Genomic DNA, 9,418 nt, shown 5'->3' on the forward strand with positions numbered 1-9,418 from the left:
GGAAGCAATCGATAGCGTCGGTTTTGTGAACTCACGAGCAGCATCGAACGCTCACAAGGGTTTTTGCGCGTGTCAGATGCAGTGAACTAGACTAGATCTGACAGTGGTTGGTTTTCTCATGCTGGCGCGCAGTGGCGCGAAGGGTGTAGCCCGAAGCGGCAATGCGCGCCGCGAACAGCAAGGAGTCCGCCATGAATCAGGAACAGAAGGTCATCCGTGGCAAGGTCGGCATGCTCGAACTGGCGCGGCAGCTTGGCAACGTCAGCCAAGCCTGTCGGGTGATGGGATATTCGCGCGACAGCTTCTACCGGTTCAAGGAACTGTACGAGCGCGGCGGCGAGGCCGCGCTACAGGAGATTTCTCATCACCGGCCGTTGCTCAAGAACCGCGTGGATCCGCAGATCGAGACTGCCGTAGTCGAGCTGGCTCTCGAATTGCCAGCCTACGGTCAGATCCGGATCTCCAACGAAGTGCTTAAGCGGCATGCGCTGTCGGTGTCGCCTCAGGGCGTCCGTAGCATCTGGCTGCGTCACGACCTGGAAACCATGCCCAAGCGCCTGAAGGCGTTGGAAGCCAAGTCCGCCCAAGAGGGTCTGGTGCTGACCGAGGCACAACTCGTCGCGCTCGAACGTGCCAAGCGCGAGAAGGAAGAACATGGTGAATTCGAGTCCGAATGTCCAGGCTACTGCCGAGCGCAGGACACCTTCTACGTTGGATCGCTCAAGGGAGTGGGTCGCATCTATCAGCAGACCTTTGTCGACACCTACTCAAAGGTGGCATTCGCGAAGCTCTACGATCGCAAGACGCCCCCCCGGCGGCTGATTTGCTTAACGATCGCGTCGTTCCGTTCTTCGACAGTTTCGGCATCCCGCTGCTGCGTGTACTGACCGATCGGGGCACGGAATACTGCGGTAACCCCGAACATCACGAATATGAGCTGTATCTGGCCGTGGAAGACATCGATCACACTCGTACGAAAGCCAAATCGCCGCAGACCAACGGGATCGTCGAACGGCTGCACAAGACCATGCTCAACGAGTTCTATCGCGTGGCCTTCCGCAAGAAGATCTACGAGTCGATCGACGTCCTGCAGACTGATCTTGATGCGTGGCTCGACCAGTACAACAATGAACGTGAGCATCAGGGAAGATGGTGTTACGGCAAGACCCCGATGCGTACCTTTCTCGATTCACTGGAACTCGCTAAGGAGAAACTCATTCCCCATTGATCGCTTCCTCTCAATCGACCCCGACTACCTGTCAGATCGAGTCCCAGCTAATACATGTCAGAAGCGCGAGTTCAGCATCCGTCGCAACGCGTCTTAGCGCGCCAACGACGGATATTTCAACGGCCTGCTAGACTGCTTGCCCGTTCTTCAGCAGGAACAGATTGCGGGTTCGACAGGAACTTTGCCACCTTGTCGCTCGACATCAGCAAGATCGCGTTCACCCGCGTGTCGTTATTCGGGCTCAAGAACGGCACACCTGCACATGAATAGTCGCTTTCCCTTAGCCGTGGGCTCGGGTCACATGACATGTCAGCGCTGGCATAGGCGGCTGAAACGGTGAACAAACTTCCCAATAATCCTGCGATCAGATTTCTGTACGACAAAGGCGGACCTCCGCTGCTATTGTGTGGGGATACTTCCGAGTTATCCGGAATGAATTGCATTGCCGGCAGAGAGTCACCAGCCAGGCCTCGAAATGAGTCTCATCAGGAACTGAACAGGTCGAAATGATACGGGCTTGGCGTCCGCGTTAGCTGCGAGCCGAAAGAAGTAGACCGCGTATGCAGGCACCTCGCGCCAACTCGAATAGACGTCGATCACGCGAAATTCACGCGGAAATGCGCCCAGCACGAGACGCGCGCCCGCCCGCTCAAACGCGAGGCTAGCTCTCGCAAGGTGGTAGTACTGCGTGACGAGCAGGACTCGCGTCATCCGATGTTCGCGCATAAAGGTCACGGCATTCCGAGCCGAAGCGAGCGTGTTGTCGCCGTGCTCATCGACAACGATGGCCTCCTGTTCCACGCCATGTCTGATCAGCCATGTCTGCATCGATCTCGCTTCGTTGAGCCCGGGGCCGTCGATGCTTCCACTCACGAAGAGCACAGGACAATGACCGGCGCGATGACATTTAAGGGCGGCGTCGAGTCTTGCCGCCAGAATGGACTTTGGAGTTCCGTCATTCAAGAGCGCATTTCCGAAGACAACGGCAACGTCAGCGTCGTCATACGGCATTGTTATCCCTCGCAGGCAAATCAGCGCCGCAGCGATAAACCAGAGCAGTGCGGTCGCGACAGCCACGCACAACATTATTCGAAATAGTCTCGAAGACCCTGACGTTTCACCGGTCAATCGCATCAAGCATCGCGTGGTGCGCCCTTTACCTGCCGTCTCAACCATTCGACATCGACCTGCTCAAGGTAGCGTTTGATGTTCGCCCAGATGGGATGAAAGCCATAGCCACCGTCCAGTAATTCATCCTCAGCCTGTCGCTTCGTCCATCCCTGAAACACCACGCGGTATAGCGCCGACACCAGCCCTGTTCGATCCGCGCCGTGCTGGCAGTAGATAAGAACTGGCCCGTCGTGATCAACGTCGCGCAGCGCCTTAAGCGCGGCGATCATGTCTTCGTCCTTGATGTTCCACGTATTGATGGGAATGCGTTCCTGCACAATGCCGCTTCCCGCGAGAACCGCCTCGTCCGAATGAAACGAGCGGAGACTGATGATTCTGCGAATGCCCAGTGCACGCAATTTCGGCACGTCATCCTCTGAAATTCGCGCGCTGCGATAGAGCGAGGGCGTGATGCGGTGCAGATTATCGACGCCCGTGTAAATCATCGGCTCAGCCCATGTGAGCGGACGTGTGGTTGCCATCGATACAGCAGGAGCACTTGAATGTAACGAAACGGGCTCGCCCAGCGTCTTCGCCGCAACGACATATGCCACGACCGTTAGCCCGGCACCGTAGAAAAGCACGCTGAAAGCCTTATTCATCCGACGAGCACCTCGAACCTGACTCCCACTGTCGCGACATCAGGAACAGCACGAGCGCAGCGATGCTCATGGTCCAGTAGTCGGTGGGTGCAAATCCGACCCAGTGTTTGTGCCACAGCACGTGGACAGGATCAAAGCGCGCGATTCCATATGCGGGATTGAGAACGAACCAAAGAAAGTCCTCGACGAGCCAGAACGTCATGATGCACGCGACAATGCGCGCTTCGATACGCCACGACCACCGGGCAAAGAATATTGCGGGAAGATGGAAGAAAAGTGCGACGAACGGAAATACCCATGCGTGATATCCCGTCATCGGTCTGCCACCCCAAAAGATGTCGAGCAACCAATGATGCTCGATCCGCCATGTGGGCAAATTGGCGGCCCAACCTGCGCTCCCTTCGATTTGTATTTCGACGTTCGCGAAGAAAAAGCCCAATAAGGCGACCCAGAGAACGAGCGCCAGCGTTCGCTTGCCGGGCACAACGACGCATGAACTCATACCGCTTTCTCTGTAACTGTATGTTTGAGGGCGTCGAGCACCGTATCCATGACGAAACGTCCCGCGTACGGTCGTGCCAACGGGGCGATCCTGCTGCGCATTGCGCTCAGTCGGTTTGGATCGCTGAGCAACGCGCGAACCCGAAATTCGAGAGCTACCGCATCGACAGCTTTCATCGCGACGCCCTGTTCGAGCAGGTAGTCGGCATTGCGCTCTTCCTGGCCGGGAATCGGCGATGTGACGATCATTGGTACTTGCATCGCGAGACATTCCGATGTAGTTAAGCCGCCAGGCTTGGTGATAACGAGATCAGAGCAGGCCATCAAGCGCTCCACGTGCGGCGTGAAACCTGAAACGTACATACGGCCGGGGTGAGCCTCTCCCAGCTTTCGCAGCGCATCGAGCATTGCTTCGTTTCGTCCCGCCAGCGCGATCAACTGAAAGTCTCCACCCATGCTGAGCAGACGTGCCGCGAGCACGTCGAGTGCTCCGAGTCCCTCCCCGCCCGACATCATCAGGAGCGTCTTGCGCGTTGGATCCAGACCGTATAACGCTGCACACGCAGCGCGGTCGAAACGCTCGCTGAAGGCCGGCATCACGGGGATTCCCCCGACGTGAATCGACGCCAAAGGAACGCCGCGATTGACCATGCGCCACGCGACCTCGTCATTCGCGGCGAAATACCTTCGCCTCGCGCAGCGGGTGCGACGCTTGCAACTCGTCGCCCGGATCGTTCATCTCGGTCACAAGACCCTTGATCCAGTTGTTCAACTCGAGTTCGAGCAGACGACGATCCTTGGTCGTGCCGATGTTCTCGCGCTGAATCAGCTTCAGATAGTGCGCGATGCGCGAGAGCAGGAAGATGTACGGCAGGCGAGCGTTGATGCGGCTGTTGGCCGTCGCTTCCTTCGTCTCATAGAGCGCGGGCTTTTGCGTCGAGTTAGCCGAGAAGAAGCACGCGAAGTCGTGATTCTTGTAGAACGAGAGCGGAATGAAGCCGAGGTTCGCGAATTCGAATTCGCGCGTCTCCGGAATCAGCACCTGGGTCGGGATCTTCGGCTGCACGCCGGTGCCGAGGTCGTACAGGTGCACCGGCAGGTCTTCCACCTTGCCGCCCGCTTGCGGACCGCGGATCTGCACGCACCAGCCATTGCTTACGAAACTTCGCGTCATGTTGGCCGCGAATGCGAACGACGCATTCACCCACAGATAACGGTCATGGTCCGGGCCCTTCACCTGCTCTTCATAGTTGAAGGCGCGCACGGGCGTGGTGTCCTTGCCGTACGGCAGGCGGCCGAGCACGCGCGGCATCACGAGGCCGACGTAGCGTGCGTCGTCCGTGTCGCGGAAGCTCTTCCACTTGATGTACTCGGCACGGTCGAAGTAGTTGCCGATGTCCTGAATCGCCGCGACGTCTTCCATCGACTTCTTGCCGAAGAAGGCCGCGCCCACCGAGCCAATGAACGGCATATGCGCCGCCGCCGCAACCTTCGAGATGTTGCGCAGTAGGGCCACGTCCTGCGGCGAGTTGGCGAATTCGAAGTCGCTGACGAGCGCGCTGATCGGCTGGCCGCCCGGCGTGTCGTATTCCTCAATGTATGTCAGGCGATACAAACCGCTCTGGATCAGTTCAGGGGCGTCGTCGAAGTCGCGGATCAGCGCGTCCTTTGATACGTCCAGCACTTCGATGCGAGCGTTCTTGCGGAAATCGGTGCGGCTCACCAACATCTTCAGACCGCGCCAGCGACCTTCCAACGCCTGGAATTCTGCGTTGTGCATCACCGCGTCGAGCTGATTGCTGATCTGGCGATCCAGTTGACCGATGAAGAAATCGAGCAGCGACTTGTCCAGGCGCTCGACCGGCTTGCTCGTCTTCGCGACGAGGTCAAGAAATGCGCTCATACCGCGCGCGAGGCGCTCGTCGGCGGAGGCTTCAGACAACGTGTCGCTGTCGCGGAATGCTTCGAGCGGACGCGCTTGCGACACCGGGCTCAAATTGATCTTGCCGCACAACGACGCATAGACGCTGTCACCAAGCGATGCTTCTTGCGGCGCGTCGAGTACGACGGCCTTACCCGCGGCGCCCGAACGGGCTTCTACTTTGCTCATGAACTATCCTGTCTGCGATGCGGTCGTTTGACCCGCGTTTGAACCTTGGGGGAGCCAGTGTGTGACTCAGCTCTGAATTCAGCCGTGTCAGGCGTGGCCTTCGGGCTGCGTCGCCGCCGTGGCGATCTGCGAAAGCTCGCTGCGCAGCTTGTCGGAGAGTTCCTTGTTTTTCAGAATCTTCTCGAACTCGCGGCGGAACGTGCCGTTATCGAGCAGGTTCGATTTCAGATCGCGCAGCAGATTGCGCACGGCGAGTAGCGCTTGCAGTTCAGGAATTTGACGCGCAACTTGTTCCGGCTCGAAGTCCTTCATCGAGCGGAACGACAGGTTCACCGCCAGTTCGGATCCATCGTTCGCGAGCGTGTTTTCCGCACCGAACTTCAGGTCCGGCGCGAGATCACTCAGAACCGCGTCGAAGTTGTTCTTGTCGATGTTGACCTTCTTGCGCTCAGAAAGCGGCGCCTGCTCGCGCCCGGCGCTGAAGTCGCCCGCGACCAGCAGTTTGAGCGGCAGTTCTATCTTCTTCTGTGCGCCGCCAGTATGAAGGTCAAGGGTGATGGAGACCCGGCTTTTCGGAATCTCGCGCTGGAAGCTATCCATTAATAGTCCTTATTATCAGAAATGTTCTGCACCCTCGCATTTTGGGATGCAACGCTGCTGTAACTTCCTCAAGAACATGCGAGAAGCGAATGCCGTGCGCTGCCCGCGCATGCCCTGTCTTTGGGGCACATTAGCAGGATTCGACATGCACCGCAAATGCCCCAACGGGCGGGCAAATCTGGATCGAACCCGTGCCATGGCGAACGAAAAACCGTTGTTTGTCAATTGATTGCGCACAGCCTTGCGGCTTCCTACATGCCCGTTCGAGCGACCCCAGCGACAGATCCGGACACTCTTTTACAACGCAAGGTCAGTTCTCTCAATTCGCCCACTTCAAAGCAACATTCGAGACAGGAGGTGTCTCGAACAGGTGTTACAGTATTGATCGTGAAACGGCTCGTCTCATCAACTCAACGCTTCGTTATCCTGCATTTTCAACGTCTGGATTCGAGAAGGGTATGCGTGACGATAAAATTTGTACAGCATCATAGACAGCAAATCATAGACACAACGATCATCTATGCATCTATGCGGATCGCACTTTCACGGCGTCAGATTGCCGATGCCGACACGACTTGTTGATGGGAAACACGCTCATGATTGACGTTGGTCAATTGTCTTCACGCAGGGCCTTGGTTCAGAACACGTCGGGTATTACACGTATAGATGCTGCGCGTCCGGCTCCCCCCGGAATGTGCGACCTGCTACGCGACGCGTCGCTTCTCGTGGCCATGCAGACTGCCGGCGGAAAGGTCGAGATATATGAGCCGTTTCGAAAGCATTGCACCCTGCTGATCGAGCAATTTGCTGCTGCGCTCAACCAGCGAGGCTATGCCAAGGAAGTGTGCCGAGAAGCGGTCGACGCACTGTGTGCGCTCCTCGACGAAGTGGCCGTGCGCTCTTTGCGCGATGCAGACAAGAACACATGGCTGGGTGAGCCGCTACAGGTTGCGCTTTTCCAGAAACATAACGCTGGTGAATTCGTTTTCGACCGGCTCGAAGCGCACATGCGCGAAGCGTCGCCCCATGTGGATCTCCTTGAGTGCTACGCCGCCGTTCTGGGCCTCGGATTCACTGGCCGCTATGCGCTCGAGGGCGAGGCGAAGCGTCAGGGGCTAATGCGTACTTTATCCACGTTGCTAGCACGCTTGCGTCCCGCAGACGGGCAGTCGTTTTACGTCGAACCAGGCGGCCAGCGCCTGCGAAGCTGGTTTTACCGTTTCTTTCACGGCCTTTCGCCGTGGGGGCTCGCCGGTCTTGCGCTGGTGTGTGCGGTTTCGATGTGGCTGACCTGGCACGTCGCGCTCGACGCCAGAAGCGCCGCGGTTCTAAGCAAGGCTGAATCTTCAGTGACCGCACCGTGAGTTCAATTGAGAGGCTGGGATATCCAGCACGCACCCTCGCCGTCTACGCGGCCGCGCTCGCGCTGGCCGTGCTGTGGCTCGTGCAACCCCTAGACCGAGCGTCGCGATGGCCCTGCACGGCCATCGTCTTGCTTGCGGCGGCAGTGTTCGTTGGCTGGCGCACGGTTCGGCTCGCTCGCGCCCGGGAGCAAAGCGCTGACATGCTCAAGGCGCTTGGCACGGCCACGGCAGAGCTTCCTGTCAGCCTGCGCCGACGCATGCCGCTCGTACTCGTCACGGGTGATGCGCTTGCTGCCCTCTTCGACCGTCAATCGGGCACGAACCGCCTGGTGTTCGTCGGTGACGGCGCAATCTGGCTGCGCGTGAATCGTCCACAAGATCTGCCACAGGTTGCGCTCGCCACGCGGCAATGGCGCGATGGTCAGGCGCCGGACGGCGTCGTATTGTGTGTCGCTCCGGCAGTGCACGCGGATTCCGACGCGCTCGCGCAGAAGCTGCGCTTGGTGCGCCAGGCGCGCGCCGACGCATCGCGCATCGCGAGCGCGCGTCTTCCGGGTTACGTCGCCGTCTATCAGCACTTGACCGCGCTCGAACCGGAGGACGCAAACGCGCGCTGGCAATGGTACGGCGCGTCGGCAATCGCCCCGATTGACGCGCAGCAAATCGAGTCGGTCGTGCGAACCGCGGAGACAACGACGGTTCGCGAGTCCCCCGACCCGTACCACGCGGCGCGCGCGGCGGCGCTTGCTTCGATCGTCGGCTGGACGCAACGAGTGGTGTTCGGCACGCTCACCGATCCACGTCACCCCGCTCAGCCATGGCCGCTTTATGGCGCGGGCTGGATCGACTGCGGTCCGGCAAGCGACGCGTCCCGGCCTTGGGAGCGCGATGTGCTAAGCCGCACGCACGTCGCCCCACCCGTCGTGGCCGCCTTGAGCACGCCGTGGCCGCTGCCGCAGCCGCTCATCGAAGCGATGCCACGGCACGTTCGCGTATCGCCGCGCATCGCCGCCATTGGACATGCCCTTGCGCTCTTCGCGTTGGCAACCGCCGCTTCGTTTTGGGGCTCTGGCCAGCACAACGCCGAACTGATCACGCGGGTTGAGTCCGACCTGAACCGCTTCACCGCAATATCTGCCGGTCACGACTCGGCGCACCGCGACGCGCTGAAAGAGCTCGTCGCGGATCGCGACGAGCTCGATCGGTATGCGCGCGACGGCGCGCCCGTCCGGCTCGGCTTCGGCCTCTATCAAGGCAACCGTTGGTTGCCGTCGCTGAACCATGCAATCGCGAGCTATCAGCCGCCCGCGCCTGCGCCCGCCGTCGTGACGCTGGATAGCATGTCGCTTTTCGATAGCGGCGAGGCGGTGCTCAAGCCAGGCTCCAACCGCACGCTCGTCGGGGCGCTCGAGATGATCAAGGCGCATCCGAACAAGCGGATTCTCGTCGCGGGCTACACGGACAACGTCGGTGATTCCGCGAGCAATCTGAAACTGTCGCTCGCGCGCGCGACGGCGCTTCGCGACTGGCTCATCGACGCGTCAGGCATCGCTGCCACCCAGTTCGCCATTCAGGGCTACGGCGACACGCGGCCGATCGCTTCGAACGATACCGACGCAGGCCGCGCCCACAACCGCCGCGTTGAAATCACGCTCGTGCCGGATAACGGTGCGACCTCTGCGCACACGCAGTAGTCGCGTCGAATCCCCGAGGCTTACGCTTCGGGATCTTGGTGTCCGGGGAACGAATCCCAGACATTAGTTTGTAGTACCAAAGAGGAGTAGTAAATGGCAATTCCCGCATACATGTGGCTCAAGGATGACGGCGGCGCCGACATCAAGGG

General features: G+C 59.5%; 7 protein-coding genes and 2 pseudogenes. 3 read left to right on the top strand and 6 right to left on the bottom strand.

The annotated features are described in order from the left end of the window. Positions 1–191 precede the first annotated feature (191 nt). Positions 192–1,228, top strand: a pseudogene (locus NCR38_RS29540) (IS481 family transposase). Positions 1,229–1,684: 456 nt separating this feature from the next. On the opposite strand, the gene NCR38_RS29545 reads toward NCR38_RS29540, so the two are convergent. The 6 genes and pseudogenes from NCR38_RS29545 to tssB all read right to left on the bottom strand — a co-directional run bounded on the left by NCR38_RS29545 (position 1,685) and on the right by tssB (position 6,211). Then, the gene (locus NCR38_RS29545; RefSeq protein ID WP_250478062.1) at positions 1,685–2,314 is read right to left on the bottom strand and encodes a YdcF family protein; all 630 of its coding nucleotides are present in this window, start codon (positions 2,312–2,314) and stop codon (positions 1,685–1,687) included. Between the two features lie 47 nt (positions 2,315–2,361). Continuing rightward, positions 2,362–3,000: a dual specificity protein phosphatase family protein gene (locus NCR38_RS29550; protein ID WP_250478056.1), complete on the bottom strand. Its 639-nt coding sequence runs from the start codon at positions 2,998–3,000 to the stop codon at positions 2,362–2,364. Further along, positions 2,993–3,502, bottom strand: a complete 510-nt coding sequence (locus NCR38_RS29555; protein ID WP_250478057.1) for a hypothetical protein — start codon at positions 3,500–3,502, stop codon at positions 2,993–2,995. The genes NCR38_RS29550 and NCR38_RS29555 overlap by 8 nt, the downstream gene beginning before the upstream one ends. Continuing rightward, a pseudogene (locus tag NCR38_RS29560) lies at positions 3,499–4,185 on the bottom strand (glycosyltransferase); the annotation flags it as partial. The gene NCR38_RS29555 and the pseudogene NCR38_RS29560, both read right to left, overlap by 4 nt. Continuing rightward, a complete protein-coding gene (tssC, locus tag NCR38_RS29565) occupies positions 4,169–5,611 on the bottom strand; it encodes a type VI secretion system contractile sheath large subunit (RefSeq protein ID WP_250478058.1) in 1,443 nt (480 codons plus the stop codon). The gene tssC and the pseudogene NCR38_RS29560, both read right to left, overlap by 17 nt. Before the next feature lie 87 nt (positions 5,612–5,698). Further along, positions 5,699–6,211: a type VI secretion system contractile sheath small subunit gene (gene tssB, locus NCR38_RS29570; RefSeq protein WP_250478059.1), complete on the bottom strand. Its 513-nt coding sequence runs from the start codon at positions 6,209–6,211 to the stop codon at positions 5,699–5,701. Between the two features lie 581 nt (positions 6,212–6,792). Here tssB and NCR38_RS29575 point away from each other — a divergent pair. Both NCR38_RS29575 and NCR38_RS29580 read left to right on the top strand, forming a co-directional pair. Beyond that, complete coding sequence (locus NCR38_RS29575) at positions 6,793–7,575, top strand: DotU family type IV/VI secretion system protein (protein WP_250478060.1); 783 nt, start codon at positions 6,793–6,795, stop codon at positions 7,573–7,575. A gap of 200 nt (positions 7,576–7,775) precedes the next feature. Beyond that, entirely contained in the window at positions 7,776–9,269 is a 1,494-nt protein-coding gene (locus tag NCR38_RS29580; protein WP_250478061.1) for an OmpA family protein, read from the top strand. Positions 9,270–9,418: the final 149 nt, after the last annotated feature.

Origin of the sequence: Caballeronia sp. INML1 (assembly GCF_023631085.1) — a bacterium.
In the GTDB taxonomy this organism is placed as follows: Bacteria; Pseudomonadota; Gammaproteobacteria; order Burkholderiales; family Burkholderiaceae; genus Caballeronia; species Caballeronia turbans.

Bases quoted from the DNA above. Each gene is read 5' to 3' on its own strand.
- NCR38_RS29545 (WP_250478062.1), bottom strand. From the start codon at position 2,314: ATGTTGTGCGTGGCTGTCGCGACCGCACTGCTCTGGTTTATCGCTGCG.
- NCR38_RS29550 (WP_250478056.1), bottom strand. From the start codon at position 3,000: ATGAATAAGGCTTTCAGCGTGCTTTTCTACGGTGCCGGGCTAACGGTC.
- NCR38_RS29555 (WP_250478057.1), bottom strand. From the start codon at position 3,502: ATGAGTTCATGCGTCGTTGTGCCCGGCAAGCGAACGCTGGCGCTCGTT.
- tssC (WP_250478058.1), bottom strand. From the start codon at position 5,611: ATGAGCAAAGTAGAAGCCCGTTCGGGCGCCGCGGGTAAGGCCGTCGTA.
- tssB (WP_250478059.1), bottom strand. From the start codon at position 6,211: ATGGATAGCTTCCAGCGCGAGATTCCGAAAAGCCGGGTCTCCATCACC.
- NCR38_RS29575 (WP_250478060.1), top strand. From the start codon at position 6,793: ATGGGAAACACGCTCATGATTGACGTTGGTCAATTGTCTTCACGCAGG.
- NCR38_RS29580 (WP_250478061.1), top strand. From the start codon at position 7,776: ATGCTCAAGGCGCTTGGCACGGCCACGGCAGAGCTTCCTGTCAGCCTG.